Below are 17,302 nucleotides of genomic sequence, written 5' to 3' on the forward strand. Positions count from 1 at the left end.
TGATTCCAGCGTAGGCGGCGCCTCCGACATCGGGGTCGCCGCGCGTTCGCCATGCGCGAGCGCGAGCGGGGCCGGGACATCAGCGCCCGGCGATCCGCCCCCACAGCTCGTCGACCTGCCGGCGGGTGCCGTCCAGATCTCCGGTCGTGTCGATCACGACGTCGGCGAGCGCGAGTCGTTCGGCGTCGCCTGCCTGGGAGGCGATGCGGGCGCGCGCGTCGGCCTCCGACAGCCCCCGCTGCGCGATGAGTCGCGCGACCCGCTGCTCCGCGGGGGCGTGCGCCACGACGACCAGGTCCCACTCCCCCGTTCCGCGCGCCTCGGCGAGCAGCGGCACGTCGTAGACGACGACGGCACGCGGGTCACGGGCGAGCGCGTCCCGGAACCGTCGCTGCGATTCCTCGCGCACCGCCGGGTGGACGAGGGCGTTGAGCGCCGCGAGCCGCTCGGGGTGACCGAACACCCGCGCCCCGAGCGCCGGCCGGTCGAGCGTGCCGTCCGGCCGCACGACGTCCGACCCGAATTCGTCCACGATGGCCGCGAGCACCGGCGAGCCGGGCGACTGCACGTCGTGCACGATCGCGTCGGCATCGACGACCACCGCTCCGTGTTCGGCGAGCATCCGCGAGATCGTGGACTTGCCCGACGCGATTCCGCCGGTCAGCGCGAGGAGGGTCACCCCTCGAGGATGCCACAGCCACCCCGTCCGCGGACCGGGCCCGTGCCGGGTGGACTACGCTTTTCCCGGGCGACATTCGCGCCTCCCGACAGGTTGGCGGAGTGTCATCATGCCGAATCCGAACGTCGTGGTCGTCATCGAGGACGACGTCGATATCCGCTCCCTGATCACCGCGGTCCTCGAGCCGGCGGGCTTCGTCGTCCACACGGCGGTCGACGGACTCTCGGGGATCGAGGCGGTCCGACGCAGCAGCCCCGTCGTCACGACGCTCGACGTGAGCATGCCGGGGCTGGACGGTTTCGAGACCGCGCGCCGCATCCGCGAATTCAGCGACACCCGCATCCTGATGGTGAGCGCCCGAGTGGATGCCACAGAGGAACGCCTCGCCCGCGAGGCGGGTGCCGACGACTACCTCACGAAGCCGTTCCGCCCCCGCGAGCTGCGGGCTCGCGTGCTGGCGCTCGCGGCGAGGTCTTCCGACTCTCCCGTCACCGACTGACGGGTGGCGCAGTCACTCGGTCGTGAGGCCGAAGGGCTGGTCGCCCGTCGTCGCGGCCAGGCTTGCCTTCGCGTCCGCGCGATCGACCAGCGTCGGACCGTCCGAACCGTCCACGGAAGCCAGGGCCACTCCGACCCCCACCACCGGAACGACGGACGTGCCCAGCGCGGAGAGGTCCGTCACGATGCGTTCGTGCATGATGCGCACCAGTCGGCGGTGATCCGTGGCGAGTGCGGTCGAGAAGGCGACGGACAGCCCCGTGGCATCCGTCTCGCCGACTAGAGCCATGGTCGGGGCGTGCCGGCGGACGGAGGACCGGAACGCCTGCGCCATCTCCTCGGCTTCCTCGGGGCCGAAGGCCGTCGCGACGCGCCGCAGATCGTCGACCCGGATGCCGATGACGCAGAGGTCCTCGCCCGCGGCGCGCGCGCGGGACACGAGGATCGTGAGCACGGTGCCGAACGATTCCCTCAGCAGGACACCGTTGCGGTCGACGATGAGGTGCCGCGTCTCGGGATTGCCGCGCAGCGTCGATTCGCTCGAGCGCAGCACGGCGGTGACCACCACCGCCGCCACCACGAGCGTCATCGTGAGGAACGCCGACATCACGGTTCCGAAATAGGTGCGGAACACCTCGCTGTCCGGTCCCTCCGTGAGGAAGACGATGACGCGCAGGGTGAACCACACAGCCTCGATGATCAGCACGACGGTGAGCCCCGCCGCGCTCCACCGCCGCCCGATGGCTCCGCGGCGCGTCTCGATCGCGCCGAGGACGGCGAACAGGGCGTTGCCCACGAAGAGCGGAACCGCACCCGCCCAGTCGCCCCGCGCACCCTCGATCAACGCTGCGATCATGACGGCGAGAAGCGCGACCGCGGTCACGATGACGGGGACGCGCAGGCGGCGTCCGTTGAACGCCACGCTCCCCAGCCAGATGAAGGCGGTCGCGGCCACGAAGGCACCGTTGCCCAGGACGATCCCGATGAACGAGCCCGGGACCGCGAGCCACACCAGGTAGCAGACGGCGGAGAAGAGACCGGAGAGGAACGCCGCCGCCCATAACCGCCCCGGCAGCGCGTCGCGGAGCATGAGCGTGTCGAGCAGGTACATGACCGCCGACACGAGGATCACGAGGGCGGACGCGGTCTGTAGGCTCAGCGCGTCGAAGACCACGGTGCCGCGCCTCCCTTCTGGGGCAGACGCACGGTGAAGACCGAACCCGCGCCGGGCTTGCTGCGCACCGAGATGTCGCCCCCGTGGGCGCGCACGATGTCCCGGCTGATGGCGAGTCCCAGGCCGCTGCCGTGCACGCTGGAATTCCGGACCTCGTCCGCGCGGAAGAAGCGCTCGAAGATACGCCCCTGCTCGTTCGCGGAGATGCCCTGGCCGTCGTCGGCGACGCTGATCACGACGGTGTCGTCCTCTCGTCCGACGGACACCGTGACGACGCCGTCACGGTGGTTGTACTTCACAGCGTTGGACAGCAGATTGTCAACGACCTGACGCAGCCGATGCGCGTCGACCACGGCCGGGCAGGCGCGGACGTCCGTCGCATCGATCCGGATGCCATGCGTCGCCGCGCGCGGAGCGGCCGAGGTCACCGCGCTCTCGACGATCTCCGCGACATCCGCCACGGCCGGATTCAGCGCGAAGCCGACACCGTGGCGGGAGGCCGCGGACATCGCCAGGATGTCGGCCACGAGCTCGCGCAGTCGGGTGGCGTTGCGTTCCGCGATCTCGAGCTGCTCCCGCGTGGCCGGCGCGAGGCCGTCGTCGTCCAGCGCCAGTTCGAGGTAACCGATGATCGAGGTGAGCGGGGTGCGGAGCTCGTGGGAGACGCTCGCGACGAGGTCTTCCCGCGCACGGAGCGCCAACTCCTCCGCCGTGACGTCGCGCGAGACGACGACGCTGCCGCTGTCGAACCCGTCGTGGGAGGGCAGACGTCGAGCCGTCACGTTGAGCGCGCGGCGGTCCTCCCCCGGCACTCCGTACCAGACCAACTCCCCCTCGAAGACCTCGCCGGACCTCGCGCGCGCGAGGGGCGTCTCGTCCGGGTCGAGGGGCGTGATGCCGTCGGCGCTGAATGCCGCCGACGACGGGGCCAGCGGATCGGCGCTCGCCTGGAGACGGGCGTGCGCCTCGTTGCTGACCGCGTACTCCCCCTCCGCGGTGATCCGGATGACGCCGAAGTCCACGGCATCCAGGACCTCCGTGACCAGGTCCCCCTGGCGCCGCGAGCGCTCGAGCGAGCGCCGCAACTCCGCGGACTGGTCTTCCAGCAACGACCTCTGCGCGCGCGTGCGGCGGGCCGCGAAGTGCGCCATGGTCGCGAGCGCCGCAAGCGTGAACGGCAGCACGAACGTCGAGGCGGCGATCCGTTGGGCCTCGTCGAATGCCTGGTACGTGATGATCGCCGAGGCGGCTGCCGTGACACCCACGACGCCGGCGATTCCGTAGACAGAACCGAGCCACATCGCCGGGAAGGCCCACAAGAGGCCGATGCCGGCCACCGGCGCGCTCTCCCGCATCACCCCGATCGCGACGATGTCGATCACCGGCGCGGCGAGCACGAGCCAGGACGGCAGGGCCTCGCGGGCCGTCAGCACGACGAGCGCGGCGCACGCGAAGATGATCCCCGCGCCCGTCAGGAACAGCGTCACATCCCGGATCTGCCCGAGGATCAGAGTCGCGGCCGCGGCGAGCACGGTCGCCGAGGCCTGCAGCAGCTGGCTGGTCAGCAGGCTGCGGTGAAGACCGAGCCGCTCGCTCGGCGACGAGCCGGACATGGCCTCGACCCTAGCGCGAGACGGCGGCGCGGGCCGATCTCCCGCGCCCGACACCCGGGTCGGGCGCGTCCGCGGCGGCCGCGCGGCGTGTTCGGCGGGTCAGAATCCGAAGTCGCCGCCGAAGTCGCCCCCGAAATCCCCGCCGAAGTCGTCGAACCCGCTGGCGTCGGCGACACCCGGATCGTCGAAGGATGCCGTGTCCCCGCCGTCCGCGGCGAGGCCGTCCGCGTACCCGGCGGCATAGCCGGGGTCGAAGAGCGAGCCGACGAGCGCGGAACCGACGACGTACCCGCCGATCGTGCCGAGCATCGACGCGCCGAGCATCGACCCGAAGCTCGGACCGCCCATGCCGCCGCCGAAGGATCGTCCGCCGAACGTGCGTTCCATGAAGCCCGGCCGACTGTACTCGGCGCGGGTGGCCGCGCGCGCGAGCGACGCCGGGTCGTCTCCGGACGGTCTCTCCGCCGCCGGCAGCCCCGACGACAGCTCCTGCAGGACCTGCTGTCGCTGGCCCGGGGTGAGCCGCGCGAAGGCCTCCGCGTGCACCTGCTCGACCGTCTCCGGTGGCGCCGTCCGCAACAGGTAGCGGTACCGCTCGAGCGCCCGGGCGTCGTCGGACGAGGGACCGGATGCCGGCCCGCCCGCGGCCGGGGGCGGGGGTGGGGCATACCTCCCCTCGGCGTCTCGGGATCCGCTCGCCGGAACGTGGGCGGATGGCGGCGAGGGCACACGACGGTCGTCGCCGCCCGAGCCGAACAGTCGATCGAGGAAGCCCATGAACGCCCTCCTGGTGGTCGGGGCTCTCACGCTAGGGCGGATGCCTTGGAGTCGCCTGTGCCGTCGGCATCCGTCACCCCTGCCGCGCGAACGCCTCACTGGTCCAGCGCGCGAACAGGTCCCACGGGTCGTCGACCCCGTGAGCGAGCGCGGCGATGTGCGCGTCGAGCGCCTCGCTGCGGTCGAACCACTCCGACCCGCCGAGACGATCGGCTGAGAACTGCGTGTGCCGCCGACGCTCGACCGTCCGATCCCCGCGCTCGAACGCCAGCAGCTCGTCGTGGCGGATCGCGCGGAGCCTCTGCCGCGGCTGCGCACTCGTTCCGATCTTCACGCGGTCGCGGAATCGCAGGTAGTACACGACGTCGACGCGCGGCGGGGGCAGCTCGGCATCCACGGGCTCACCGTGCCGCCACTCGCATACCGCGCACAGCCATCCGCTCGGCCAGCGCACACCGAGCCGCGAGCCGCACAGCAGGCACGGTGTCGGCAGCACGTCGGTCACTCCATCGCGGCGACCGGCCCATTCGGCGGCGGCATCGAGATGCGCATCGCAGAGCTCGACCGGCGCGCCCGACACCGCCGCGTCCCGGCAGCCGGGCACCACACAGGTCGAGGGCTGAGTCATACGCCGGAGCGTACGCGCGGCCTCCGACACCGCCGCCGGTCAGTCCTCGGCGGCCTCCGGTGCCTGCATCCGCAGGAAGAGCCCCGCGTACGGGCCGAGCTCGAGCGCGAAGCTCTGCAGCTCGTCGACCCGGCCCACGACGTCCCCCGTGGCGGCATCCACCGCGGTGCTCTGCGGAACGAGCCACTCGGACCGCACGGTGCCCTCGATGCTCTCGCCCGAGAAGTTCAGAACGGTGATCTGCAGCGGAGCGTCGTCCCGGCGGCGGTCGCCCCCGTCGAGTCGGTGGACCATCACGAGCATGCTGGGGTGCCCGACCTGGGGAATGTCGACCTGAGAAGCCACGGCGATCTCGTTCTCGCTGCGGATCCGCAGGATCTCCCTCAGCCCCGACAGGAACGACTCTGGGTCGGCCTGCTGCTGCGCGAGCGATCCGTAGAGCGATCGAGCACGTGGCATCCCGGATGCCGACGTGGCGGCGTCGGGTGCCACGTCGAGGAGATCGTGGGCACCGCGCTCGATCCACCGCGTGTCGCCGGAGGAGATGAGATGGCGCACCTCATCCGCCGGAAGCGTGAGGGAGCCGGTGAGGTCCCATCCGGAGAGAGCGAAGACCCCCGGCTGCCACGAGTTGTACTTCGCCAGCAGCAGATGCGCGTCGCGGATCGCGGGAACGTCGGCCTCGGTGATGTCACCCAGCGTCGCCTTGCCCTGCGTGGCCGCGATGAGCGACGTCGTCGTGCACGCGATACCGTTCTGCGTGAACACGAGGTTGTAGTCCGCGTCCACCGTGAGGGCCTGCGTGAGCTCGGCGCGGACGGTCTCCGCGATCTCCGCACCGGTCGACTCGCCGTGACGGAACGGGTAGAGGGTGTCCCGGTGCGTCGTGGCCCAGTGCACGAGTTCGTAGGTCAGCTCGTCGTGGTTCTGCATCCCGTGCACGAGCTGCACCGGCTCCACGCCGGTCTCGAGCGCGGTCGTGAGCGCCAGACGCAGGAATTCGGTGTTCGCCGTCGCCAGAGCGTGGTGGTATCCGGGGCGCGTCACGAAGTCGTACGACAGGTCGGCCCCCACGGCACCGGTGTCGCGGATGTCCTCCATCGTGAGGTTGAGCTCCTGGAACGTGAAACCCCCGACTTTCCGCACCATGCCCGCGATGATGTGGTTCGCCGCGTGCGAGAGCGGGTGGCCCTCCGACCACGCCGGCAGGCCTTCGGCGCTCTTCTCCACGCCGAGGAAGCCATTGGCATCCAGGCGCAGCGCGCTCGTGCCGAGGTCGCCGAGGGAGTGCAGCGCGTCGCCGATGACCAGTCGCATGCCGGCGAAGGTCGGGTCGAGCCAGTTGATGGAGGGCTGCCCCTCCTTGAAGTAGTGCAGGTAGACCCAGCGCCGCTCGAGTCCGTCGGTGCCTACGACCGGAGCGGTCGCGCTCCAGTTCGTCTCCTTCACCCCGGGGGTGTAGAAGATCACGCGCTGGAGTTCCCCGATGATGTAGCCGCGAGCACTGAGCTCACGTTCGGTCTCGGCGTCGAGGTTGACCGAGTCGCGCCCGGCCGGCACCTCGGGCAGCATCCCCCAGTCCTCCCGGGGAATCTCGACCATGTGGTAGATCCCGGGATAGTCCTTGTAGGCCATCTCCGCGAGACGGAAGTCGGCGCCCTTGCCGGTGTGGCCGGGCACGATGTCGTCGATGACGCTGCCGCCGTGGGCGTCGGCCACGTCGGCCATCCGCCGAAACGCGTTCTCGTCACCGAACTCGGGATCGATCTGCGTGCTGATGCGGTCGAAGTGCCCGTCGACGCTGGGCGTCTCCTGCCAGCCGCTGATCCCGCCGGCACGCTTCACCGGACCGGTATGGATGCCATTGATCCCGACCCACTCGAAGGCTTCCCACAGCGCCTCGTCGCCCAGCGCATCGAGGAAGGACTCCCCCGGACGTGCCATGAGGGAGATCGGGTAGGCCGTGAACCAGACGTCGGTGGACTCGATCGCACGGCGCGCGTCCGGACGCGCGTAGGGGTTCCGCCACATCGACGGCTGCCCGGACAGCTGACGGCTCAGCACGTCGGCGTCCTTGAGCATCGACTGGCGCACGAGCCACTCGACGTAGGAGGGGTTGCCGCCGTTGGCGTTGCGCGGGTCGGTGAGGAATCGCCGGAGCGTCCCGCCGCGGAACTGATCACGCGGACGAAGACGTCGCGGACGTGCCGGATACCGCTGCTCGTCGTAGCTGATCTCGACGAGATTCTCGGCGGCGTCCTCCGCCGCGCCCTCGTCGATCCCGTTCTCCGGCGTCCGTGCCGTCAGCAGCTCGTCGGCGTCGTCCACTCGCGACCTCCTCATGTCGTCGTACCGACGCTAGTCGTGATCGACGACATCGTGGTGAGGGATTGACCCGGCGCGTCGGGAGCTTCGCTCAGGTGATGCGACGAGGCCGCAGGGCGAGGACCGCCAGCCCCGCCGACACCGCGCACATCGCGACGACGACACCCACGAACGACGACCAGCCGCTCTGCGCGAAGACCACACCGAGAAGCCAGCCGAACAGGCTTGAGCCGCCGTAGTAGCCCAGGTAGTACAGCGATGAGGCCTGCGCCCGGGCCTCCGGCACCGCGGCCACCGGCGTCCAGCCCGACGCCACCGCGTGCGCGGCGAAGAACCCGGCCGTGAACACGACGAGCCCCGCGATGACGACGATGGTCACCGGCACCGCCATCAGCGCCGCTCCCGCCGCCATCACCCCGATGGATGCCACGAGCACGAGGAACCGTCCGCGTCGCACTGCCAGAGCCCCGGCGCGCGGTGACGATACCGTCCCGGCGAGATAGGCGAGGAACAGGAGTGTGACGACACCCGGAGCGAGCAGGAAGGGCGGCGCCGCCAGGTGGAAGCCGAGGTAGTTGTAGACGGCGACGAACGCCCCCATGAGCAGGAACCCCTGCGCGTACAGCGCCAGTTGCCGCCCCGAGCGCAGGTTCACCAGAAGCCGCGACACCACCGTCGGCCCCGCAACGGCCCGCGTTCGGCCCGGAACGAATCCTCGAGCGCGAGGAACGAGAGCCAAGAAGATGGCGGATGCCACGACGCACACCCCGATGACCGATGCCACCCCCCACCGCCACCCCGCGAACTCACCGAAGAACCCCGACACGACCCGACCGGTCAACCCACCGACGGTGGTTCCGGCGATGTACGAACCTGCGGCAGCGGCCACATGGCGGGCATCCACCTCCTCGCTGAGGTACGCGAGCGCGACCGCGGGCACCGCGCCGAGCGCGACCCCCTCCACGATCCGAAGCGCCAGGAGGACGCCGAGGTCCTGAGCGAGCGGCGACAACGCGCCCAGCACGGTCGCCGTGACGACCCCGATGGCCATCGCCGCGACACGCCCGATCCGATCCGCGACGACCGACCACGGGAGGACTGCCACCGCGAGCCCGAGCGTGGATGCCGACACGGTCAAGGCCGCCTGCGCCGGCTGCGTACCCGTCGCCGACGCGATCTGCGGAAGCAGCGCCTGCGTCGCGTATAGCTGCGCGAATGTCGCCACTCCCCCGAAGAACAGACCGATCAGGAGCCGACGGTACTCGCGGCTCCCCGGCACGTGTCCAGAGAAGCCGCTCACGTGTCGACACTACCTGCTGCGCTGCGTGCCTCGACAAATGCAAAAGGCGTCGGCCGCTCCCTCCGAAGAGGGACCGGCCGACGCCTGTGGTACAAATGTGTCCGTATATGCGAAATGGCCACCCAGCGTTGGGTGGCCATTTCGTGTAAAGGAAGTCCGGCGGTGTCCTACTCTCCCACAGGGTCCCCCCTGCAGTACCATCGGCGCTGAGAGGCTTAGCTTCCGGGTTCGGAATGTAACCGGGCGTTTCCCTCTCGCTATGGCCGCCGAAACACTATTGATGTTTCAAAAACCAACAACGATATGTCATTGTTGTGTTCCCGACCGTACATCGAGAACCACTCAGTGGACGCAAGCACCAAAAACGGTGTGTTATCAAGTCATCGGCTTATTAGTACCGGTCAGCTTCACGTATTACTACGCTTCCACATCCGGCCTATCAACCCAGTAGTCTGGCTGGGAGCCTCTCACCCCAAAGGGCATGGAAGTCTCATCTTGAGGCCGGCTTCCCGCTTAGATGCTTTCAGCGGTTATCCATCCCGAACGTAGCTAATCAGCGGTGCTCCTGGCGGAACAACTGACACACCAGAGGTTCGTCCAACCCGGTCCTCTCGTACTAGGGTCAGATCCTCTCAAACTTCCTACGCGCGCAGCGGATAGGGACCGAACTGTCTCACGACGTTCTAAACCCAGCTCGCGTACCGCTTTAATGGGCGAACAGCCCAACCCTTGGGACCTACTCCAGCCCCAGGATGCGACGAGCCGACATCGAGGTGCCAAACCATGCCGTCGATATGGACTCTTGGGCAAGATCAGCCTGTTATCCCCGAGGTACCTTTTATCCGTTGAGCGACAGCGCTTCCACAAGCCACTGCCGGATCACTAGTCCCGACTTTCGTCCCTGCTCGACCTGTCAGTCTCACAGTCAAGCTCCCTTGTGCACTTACACTCGCCACCTGATTGCCAACCAGGTTGAGGGAACCTTTGGGCGCCTCCGTTACATTTTGGGAGGCAACCGCCCCAGTTAAACTACCCACCAGGCACTGTCCCTGAACCGGATCACGGTCCTAAGTTAGATATCCAGAGTGACCAGAGTGGTATTTCAACAATGACTCCACGAACACTGGCGTGTCCGCTTCACAGTCTCCCACCTATCCTACACAAGCCACACCGAACACCAATACCAAGCTGTAGTAAAGGTCACGGGGTCTTTCCGTCCTGCTGCGCGTAACGAGCATCTTTACTCGTAATGCAATTTCGCCGAGTTCGCGGTTGAGACAGTTGGGAAGTCGTTACGCCATTCGTGCAGGTCGGAACTTACCCGACAAGGAATTTCGCTACCTTAGGATGGTTATAGTTACCACCGCCGTTTACTGGGGCTTAAATTCTCAGCTTCGCCTTGCGGCTAACCGGTCCTCTTAACCTTCCAGCACCGGGCAGGCGTCAGTCCGTATACATCGTCTTGCGACTTGGCACGGACCTGTGTTTTTAGTAAACAGTCGCTACCCACTAGTCTCTGCGGCCACCACACCCTTTCGGAGCAAGTCCTAATAAGTGGATGGCCCCCCTTCTCCCGAAGTTACGGGGGCATTTTGCCGAGTTCCTTAACCACGATTCTCTCGATCTCCTTGGTATTCTCTACCTGACCACCTGAGTCGGTTTGGGGTACGGGCGGCTAGAACCTCGCGTCGATGCTTTTCTCGGCAGCATAGGATCACCCACTTTTTATCCGCATCGTGTCTCAGCCTATGTGAGTGACGGATTTGCCTATCACTCGGCCTACGCACTTGCACCAGGACTACCATCGCCTGGCTTGGGCTACCTTCCTGCGTCACACCTGTTAATACGCTAGCCGCACCAGCATGGGGTCGAGCGTTCACACAGACAACCATCACCCCGAAGGGATCCGGAAAATTCTGAGCTAGGACTCTTAGCACCACTGGATTAGCTTGGGCGGTTCTTCGCCGGTACGGGAATATCAACCCGTTGTCCATCGACTACGCCTGTCGGCCTCGCCTTAGGTCCCGACTTACCCAGGGAAGATTAGCTTGACCCTGGAACCCTTGGTCTTTCGGAGGACGTGTTTCTCACACGTCTTTCGCTACTCATGCCTGCATTCTCACTCGTGTCGCGTCCACGGCTGGGTCACCCCGCCGCTTCACTCGCGACACGACGCTCTCCTACCCATCAACACGGCTGGACCACGAAGGCCTACCAAAAATGTCAATGCCACAACTTCGGTGGCGTGCTTGAGCCCCGTTACATTGTCGGCGCGGAATCACTTGACCAGTGAGCTATTACGCACTCTTTCAAGGGTGGCTGCTTCTAAGCCAACCTCCTGGTTGTCTAAGCAACTCCACATCCTTTCCCACTTAGCACGCGCTTAGGGACCTTAGATGGTGGTCTGGGTTGTTTCCCTCTCGACTATGAAGCTTATCCCCCACAGTCTCACTGCTGCGCTCTCACTTACCGGCATTCGGAGTTTGGCTGACGTCAGTAACCTTGTAGGGCCCATCGGCCATCCAGTAGCTCTACCTCCGGCAAGAAACACGCAACGCTGCACCTAAATGCATTTCGGAGAGAACCAGCTATCACGAAGTTTGATTGGCCTTTCACCCCTATCCACAGCTCATCCCCTCAGTTTTCAACCTAAGTGGGTTCGGTCCTCCACGACGTCTTACCGTCGCTTCAACCTGGCCATGGATAGATCACTTCGCTTCGGGTCTAGGACACGCGACTGAATCGCCCTATTCAGACTCGCTTTCGCTACGGCTACCCCACACGGGTTAACCTCGCCACGTATCGCTAACTCGCAGGCTCATTCTTCAAAAGGCACGCTGTCACACCTACCAGGGGTGCTCCAACGGTTTGTAAGCAAACGGTTTCAGGTACTATTTCACTCCCCTCCCGGGGTACTTTTCACCTTTCCCTCACGGTACTTGTCCGCTATCGGTCATCTGGGAGTATTTAGGCTTATCAGGTGGTCCTGACAGATTCACACGGGATTTCTCGGGCCCCGTGCTACTTGGGATACTCTTCACGCCAAGAACAGGCATTTCGACTACGGGGTTCGCACCCTCTATGACCGGCCATTCAAAACCGTTCGTCTATACCCTCTTGTCACGTCGACTGCTCGGCAGAACAATCAGAAAAGTCCCACAACCCCCAACATGCAACGCCTGCCGGCTATCACACACGCTAGGTTTAGCCTCTTCCGGTTTCGCTCGCCACTACTCACGGAATCGCTGTTGCTTTCTCTTCCTGTGGGTACTGAGATGTTTCACTTCCCCACGTTCCCTCTACCCGCCCTATATATTCAGGCGGGAGTCACCAGGTACGCACGCGCCCTGGCGGGGTTTCCCCATTCGGACACCCTCGGATCAAAACTCGCTTATCAGTTCCCCGAGGCTTATCGCAGATTGCTACGTCCTTCTTCGGCTCCAGATGCCAAGGCATCCACCGTTTGCTCTTAAAGACTTGAAATCACATGAGTTGAATCGTCAAAAAATTGACTAATGATCTTTAAGATCATCTACACCACACAACCCCAAAAGGTTGCATGGAAGATGCTCGCGTCCACTGTGTAGTTCTCAAAGTACGGGCGGTACCCACCCCCACCACCGGAACACCGGCGCAGGAGAAGGCCCTCGAGGAACAGCCACCAACCACAAGCCCAAAGACTCACAATCAGCGCCCGGCCCCTCAGGACCCAACAGCGTGCATGTACCCACCCCCATGACCCGAACCGTTCCTGCAGCAAGCTGCGTACTAGACCCGAACCACCGGCATGAGCACCTCGTCAAATGTTCCACCCATGAGCTAACCGGCAAGACACATTCGGTCTCGATCCGGCGCCTGGACACCACCAGGAAAACCCGACAGTGCCAGATGCTCCTTAGAAAGGAGGTGATCCAGCCGCACCTTCCGGTACGGCTACCTTGTTACGACTTAGTCCTAATTACCGATCCCACCTTCGACGGCTCCCTCCACAAGGGTTAGGCCACCGGCTTCAGGTGTTACCGACTTTCATGACTTGACGGGCGGTGTGTACAAGACCCGGGAACGTATTCACCGCAGCGTTGCTGATCTGCGATTACTAGCGACTCCGACTTCATGAGGTCGAGTTGCAGACCTCAATCCGAACTGGGACCGGCTTTTTGGGATTCGCTCCACCTCACGGTATTGCAGCCCTTTGTACCGGCCATTGTAGCATGCGTGAAGCCCAAGACATAAGGGGCATGATGATTTGACGTCATCCCCACCTTCCTCCGAGTTGACCCCGGCAGTATCCCATGAGTTCCCACCATTACGTGCTGGCAACATAGAACGAGGGTTGCGCTCGTTGCGGGACTTAACCCAACATCTCACGACACGAGCTGACGACAACCATGCACCACCTGTTCACCAGTGTCCAAAGAGTCCCGTATTTCTACGGTGTTCTGGTGTATGTCAAGCCTTGGTAAGGTTCTTCGCGTTGCATCGAATTAATCCGCATGCTCCGCCGCTTGTGCGGGTCCCCGTCAATTCCTTTGAGTTTTAGCCTTGCGGCCGTACTCCCCAGGCGGGGAACTTAATGCGTTAGCTGCGTCACGGAAACCGTGGAATGGTCCCCACAACTAGTTCCCAACGTTTACGGGGTGGACTACCAGGGTATCTAAGCCTGTTTGCTCCCCACCCTTTCGCTCCTCAGCGTCAGTTACGGCCCAGAGATCTGCCTTCGCCATCGGTGTTCCTCCTGATATCTGCGCATTCCACCGCTACACCAGGAATTCCAATCTCCCCTACCGCACTCTAGTCTGCCCGTACCCACTGCAGGCCCGAGGTTGAGCCTCGGGATTTCACAGCAGACGCGACAAACCGCCTACGAGCTCTTTACGCCCAATAATTCCGGATAACGCTTGCGCCCTACGTATTACCGCGGCTGCTGGCACGTAGTTAGCCGGCGCTTTTTCTGCAGGTACCGTCACTCTCGCTTCTTCCCTGCTAAAAGAGGTTTACAACCCGAAGGCCGTCATCCCTCACGCGGCGTTGCTGCATCAGGCTTCCGCCCATTGTGCAATATTCCCCACTGCTGCCTCCCGTAGGAGTCTGGGCCGTGTCTCAGTCCCAGTGTGGCCGGTCACCCTCTCAGGCCGGCTACCCGTCGACGCCTTGGTGAGCCATTACCTCACCAACAAGCTGATAGGCCGCGAGCCCATCCCAGACCAAAAAATCTTTCCAACCCCCACCATGCGATGAGGGCTCATATCCAGTATTAGACGCCGTTTCCAGCGCTTATCCCAGAGTCCAGGGCAGGTTGCTCACGTGTTACTCACCCGTTCGCCACTGATCCACCAAGCAAGCTTGGCTTCACCGTTCGACTTGCATGTGTTAAGCACGCCGCCAGCGTTCATCCTGAGCCAGGATCAAACTCTCCGTAAAAGAAAAATGCCCACCCAACCGGAATAAGGTCGGGACAGACGAGTTCAATCTGACCAAAGAGAAACATCATTACTGACGTATCCATCGCCAACCCTCAAAAAGAGTTGGACTTTGATCCAAAGGAATTTCTCGCAATCCACCAAACGATGGACCGACGAGGAATAAATTGGCATTTGACAAGTGCACGCTGTTGAGTTCTCAAGGAACGGACGCACCCACAGAAACGATCTCCCGACCTACCCGTGAGGCAACTTCACTACCTTATACGATCCCCGACCCCGTCTCACACAGTGGGACCCATCAAGGGATCAACGTCGTGGAAGCCGGTCGAAGACCAGAACCAAAACTCTACACCATCCGGAGCAGGTCTTGGGTTTCGTTCACCACTTGAGAGGACGCGGGGCCTTCCGGCCGCTCCGCTCTCCCCTGTGGGGCGAACAAGTAATAAGTTACGCGGATCTGACCGACTCGTCCAATCCACACCTCATCCCGGGCGTGTCGCGAGCCCGAAACCCCGGAAACACGCGGATCTAGGGCCGGCGTACGACCTGGACCGTGACAGCGAGCAGAACCGACACGATCGCCCACGCGGCAGCGATGCGCGTGAGCACGCCGTAGATCAACGCGGTCGGCGTGATCGCTTCACCGAAGGATGCACTCACGGAGACCGCGATCACTCCCCCGCCGAGGAGAGCTACGGGCAGGGATACCCACCAGACGATCCGAACGGCGTCGGGCAGCACCCGACGCACCGGGGTCGTGCCCCGCCGCGTCACCCACGTGAGGCCGTAGACGGCGAGGACGATCAGCCCGAACGCGCTCGACCCGTATTGCAGCCACTTGACTCCGGGAAGTAGTCCCCACTGATCCTCGAGCGCGGGCATCAGCTCCACGCCGAGTCGTCCCTCATGCGTGAAGAGATCCCAGGCGATGTGCGTCAGGACTCCGAAGGCCAGCGAGACGATGAGCCAGATCAGGGCCGGAACTCCCCCGCCGAACGACTCGCGAAGCCCCTCGCGGAAGCCGGCATCCCACCGCGCGGGAAGACGCTCGGCGACGACACGCGGAGAGAGCTCGCGAACGGCCGGCCGGAGGGCGCACCTCCAGAGCAGGAACAGCACGAGCGCGAGTCCCGAGGTGACGACCACCCACGCGGGGTCGTGCGTCATCGAGTAGTCGGGCCACATGCCGCGGAGGAACAACGGCAGGTCGGGTGTCATCGCCCCCACGGCGATCGCCGCCGGCACCAGCCGTGTGCGCACGAAAGGGAGCGCGACGACGGCATGGCTCGGCGTGAAAGGCATCAGCCGACGAACACTCCGGCGAGCGTCTTCTTTCCGCGGCGAAGGACCGAGACTCCACCGGGAAGACCACCGGTCACGACCGCGTCGTCGGACGAAACCTTCTCGCCGTCGAGCGAGACACCGCCCTGAGCGATCGCTCGGCGCGCCTCGCTCAGGCTGCTCACGAGCCCCGTCGCCGTGAGGGCGTCGACCACCGTCGCCCCGGGCGGCAGCTCGGCGTGCGGCAGTTCGTCGAGCGCACTGCGCAGGGTCGCGGCATCCAGAGCCATCAGATCGCCCTGGCCGAAGAGGGCCTCGGTGGCCGCGATGACGGCCTCGGTCGCCTCCGCGCCGTGCACCGTCGTCACGACTTCGCGCGCCAGCCGCTTCTGCGCGGCCCGCCGGAACGGTTCCTCGGCGACGAGGCGCTCGTACTCCTCGATCTCGGCGCGGGTGAGGAACGTGAACACCTTGAGGCGCTCGACGACATCGCGGTCGTCGGTGTTGAGCCAGAACTGGTACATCGCCCACGGGCTGCACATCTCGGCATCCAGCCAGATCGCATTGCCCTCGCTCTTGCCGAACTTCGTCCCGTCGCTGTTCGTGATGAGCGGGGTGCCGATGGCGTGGACCGAGGCGCCCTCGACACGGCGCACCAGATCGGTGCCGCTGGTGAGGTTGCCCCACTGGTCGCTGCCGCCCGTCTGCAAGACGCAGCCGTAGGCACGGAAGAGCTCGAGGTAGTCCAGGCCCTGGAGGATCTGGTAGCTGAACTCGGTGTAGCTGATGCCGGCCTCGGAGTTGAGGCGGGCGCTCACGGCATCCTTCTTCAGCATCGTTCCGACGCGGAAGTGCTTGCCGATCTCGCGGAGGAAATCGATCGCGCTGAGCGGGGCCGTCCAGTCGAGGTTGTTGACCATGCGCGCCGCGCTGTCACCCTCGAAGCTCAGGAAGCGCTGCACCTGGGTCCGCAGCCGATCGACCCACTCCGCAACAGTCTCGCGCGTGTTGAGCGTCCGCTCCGCCGTGGGACGGGGATCGCCGATGAGACCGGTCGAGCCGCCCACCAGGCCCAGGGGGCGGTGCCCCGCGAGCTGCAGTCGACGCATCGTCAGCAGCTGGACCAGGTTGCCGAGATGGAGGCTGGGGGCCGTCGGGTCGAATCCGCAGTAGAAGACGATGGGAGGCCCGGAAAGCAGGTCGCGCAGCTCGTCCTGGTCGGTCGAGACGTGGATCAGGCCGCGCCAGACGAGCTCGTCCCACACCGAGGCGAAGGCGGGATCATTGGCGGGCGCGACGGCGCGAACGGAGAGCTCTTCGGAGGGCGCGGACACCCTTCCAGGCTATCAGCGGCAGCGCGTCGGCCCGGATGCCGGCCGGCTCACGCCGCGTGCAGGCTCCACCACACGACGAACGCCGCCGCCAGTCCGGCGACCCAGCTGACGAGACTGCCGATGAGGAAGTACTCCGCACGATCGCCGCCGTCGCCGTCGCGCGAGATCTCGGGGAAACGCACGATGCCCTTCGCCGCGAGAACCGCGGCCAGCAGCGGATAGGCCCCCGCCAGGGTCAGCGCGAAGACGAGGATCCGTTCGAGCGGGCCG

General features: G+C 65.2%; 10 protein-coding genes, 3 rRNA genes and 1 pseudogene. 1 reads left to right on the forward strand and 13 read right to left on the reverse strand.

The window, feature by feature from the left end; all coding sequences use genetic code 11:
- Positions 1 to 79: 79 nt before the first annotated feature.
- The gene (gene coaE / locus I5G_RS06300; protein ID WP_022878307.1) at positions 80 to 679 is read right to left on the reverse strand and encodes a dephospho-CoA kinase; all 600 of its coding nucleotides are present in this window, start codon (positions 677 to 679) and stop codon (positions 80 to 82) included.
- Positions 680 to 788: 109 nt separating this feature from the next.
- Between coaE and I5G_RS21010 the strand changes: the two genes are divergently transcribed.
- Entirely contained in the window at positions 789 to 1,178 is a 390-nt protein-coding gene (locus tag I5G_RS21010; RefSeq protein WP_022878308.1) for a response regulator transcription factor, read from the forward strand.
- Between the two features lie 12 nt (positions 1,179 to 1,190).
- Here the strand turns inward: I5G_RS21010 and I5G_RS21015 are convergent, their stop codons facing one another.
- The 12 genes and pseudogenes from I5G_RS21015 to I5G_RS06365 form a co-directional block, all read right to left on the reverse strand.
- Positions 1,191 to 2,351, reverse strand: coding sequence for a hypothetical protein (locus tag I5G_RS21015; protein WP_022878309.1), 1,161 nt, complete (start codon positions 2,349 to 2,351; stop codon positions 1,191 to 1,193).
- Complete coding sequence (locus I5G_RS21020) at positions 2,333 to 3,964, reverse strand: cell wall metabolism sensor histidine kinase WalK (RefSeq protein WP_022878310.1); 1,632 nt, start codon at positions 3,962 to 3,964, stop codon at positions 2,333 to 2,335. The genes I5G_RS21015 and I5G_RS21020 overlap by 19 nt, the downstream gene beginning before the upstream one ends.
- A gap of 99 nt (positions 3,965 to 4,063) precedes the next feature.
- Positions 4,064 to 4,741, reverse strand: a complete 678-nt coding sequence (locus tag I5G_RS21025) for a hypothetical protein (protein ID WP_022878311.1) — start codon at positions 4,739 to 4,741, stop codon at positions 4,064 to 4,066.
- 73 nt (positions 4,742 to 4,814) lie between these two features.
- Entirely contained in the window at positions 4,815 to 5,369 is a 555-nt protein-coding gene (locus I5G_RS06325; protein ID WP_022878312.1) for an ATPase, read from the reverse strand.
- 39 nt (positions 5,370 to 5,408) lie between these two features.
- On the reverse strand, positions 5,409 to 7,649 hold the full coding sequence (gene treS / locus I5G_RS06330; RefSeq protein WP_051038667.1) for a maltose alpha-D-glucosyltransferase: 2,241 nt from the start codon (positions 7,647 to 7,649) through the stop codon (positions 5,409 to 5,411).
- A gap of 136 nt (positions 7,650 to 7,785) precedes the next feature.
- Positions 7,786 to 8,994: an MFS transporter gene (locus I5G_RS06335; protein WP_026095697.1), complete on the reverse strand. Its 1,209-nt coding sequence runs from the start codon at positions 8,992 to 8,994 to the stop codon at positions 7,786 to 7,788.
- Between the two features lie 154 nt (positions 8,995 to 9,148).
- Positions 9,149 to 9,265: ribosomal RNA gene (rrf, locus tag I5G_RS06340) — 5S ribosomal RNA — on the reverse strand.
- 100 nt (positions 9,266 to 9,365) lie between these two features.
- Positions 9,366 to 12,477 (reverse strand): 23S ribosomal RNA (locus tag I5G_RS06345).
- Between the two features lie 416 nt (positions 12,478 to 12,893).
- Positions 12,894 to 14,415, reverse strand: a 16S ribosomal RNA gene (locus I5G_RS21030).
- The 16S, 23S and 5S rRNA genes sit together here, the layout of an rRNA operon.
- Positions 14,416 to 14,945: 530 nt before the next feature.
- Positions 14,946 to 15,719: a DUF4184 family protein gene (locus tag I5G_RS06355; protein WP_022878315.1), complete on the reverse strand. Its 774-nt coding sequence runs from the start codon at positions 15,717 to 15,719 to the stop codon at positions 14,946 to 14,948.
- Complete coding sequence (tyrS, locus tag I5G_RS06360) at positions 15,719 to 17,032, reverse strand: tyrosine--tRNA ligase (RefSeq protein ID WP_022878316.1); 1,314 nt, start codon at positions 17,030 to 17,032, stop codon at positions 15,719 to 15,721. Before tyrS ends, I5G_RS06355 begins: the two co-directional genes overlap by 1 nt.
- A gap of 47 nt (positions 17,033 to 17,079) precedes the next feature.
- Positions 17,080 to 17,302 (reverse strand): annotated as a pseudogene (locus tag I5G_RS06365) (hypothetical protein); the annotation flags it as partial.

It is taken from the genome of Microbacterium sp. B19, assembly GCF_000333395.1.
GTDB lineage: Bacteria > Actinomycetota > Actinomycetes > Actinomycetales > Microbacteriaceae > Microbacterium.

Bases quoted from the DNA above. Each gene is read 5' to 3' on its own strand.
- I5G_RS21025 (WP_022878311.1), bottom strand. From the start codon at position 4,741: ATGGGCTTCCTCGATCGACTGTTCGGCTCGGGCGGCGACGACCGTCGT.
- I5G_RS21010 (WP_022878308.1), top strand. From the start codon at position 789: ATGCCGAATCCGAACGTCGTGGTCGTCATCGAGGACGACGTCGATATC.
- I5G_RS06325 (WP_022878312.1), bottom strand. From the start codon at position 5,369: ATGACTCAGCCCTCGACCTGTGTGGTGCCCGGCTGCCGGGACGCGGCG.
- I5G_RS21020 (WP_022878310.1), bottom strand. From the start codon at position 3,964: ATGTCCGGCTCGTCGCCGAGCGAGCGGCTCGGTCTTCACCGCAGCCTG.
- I5G_RS06355 (WP_022878315.1), bottom strand. From the start codon at position 15,719: ATGCCTTTCACGCCGAGCCATGCCGTCGTCGCGCTCCCTTTCGTGCGC.